We start from the raw sequence: 676 nt of genomic DNA on the forward strand, positions 1-676 counted from the left end.
CATGGTTATCGCGGGCCCATCGTTGTGACAATTAAAACAGAAGATGGCTCAGTGTCGGAGTTTCCTTTTTTAATAGAGTCTGTGTACACAGAGTCGTGTGGTCATAGTAGCTGTGGCATAGACTCCGGTTATAGATATCTAAAAACGAGCTATGCTAATGAGCCAATTACCTTCCCGCGTGAGCGGTTAGACCTATTGCAAGCTAATGCCTACGCAACAATTCTTTTTAAAGTTACTCATCCTAATTATCACTACAACGTCTTTACTCGAGGTTTTGCGCCCACCGATGCTGATGACCCCATTTATGTAACGTTTACTGTCAAGCCGTTTACTGAACAAATGAATATAGTAGCTGGTTGGGCTGAACAGGGCAAAGTGATAATGCAAAATGCGGCGCCAGATAGTGATGAGCATTTCAATGGAAAAATGCTATTTTGGCAAGAGCGTTTTAATTTAGGACAGATGATTGCAAGGCATATCACGTTGACTAAAACGGTTTACTTGCCCCATTTTTCAGAAAGCATGCAACAACGTGTGATTGAAAAGTATCAACCTATTTTTAAAGCGTGGTATTACGGCGTACCTGAAACAGATTGTTGGGATATGGTTGACTGCAGAAAGCAAATTTTAAAACCAAGGAAGGCCGAGTATGAAGGTTTGTAAGCGCAAGGTGATG

The 676-nt window shown here is 41.7% G+C and carries 1 protein-coding gene; it reads left to right on the plus strand.

Translation table 11 applies throughout. From position 1 onward, the window contains the following. Positions 1-663 (plus strand): hypothetical protein (locus AN394_RS21190; protein WP_055022524.1); only part of this gene is annotated, 663 nt, incomplete at its 5' end. Between the last annotated feature and the right edge of the window lie 13 nt (positions 664-676).

Origin of the sequence: Pseudoalteromonas sp. P1-26 (genome assembly GCF_001401795.1) — a bacterium.
Classification (GTDB): Bacteria; Pseudomonadota; Gammaproteobacteria; order Enterobacterales; family Alteromonadaceae; genus Pseudoalteromonas.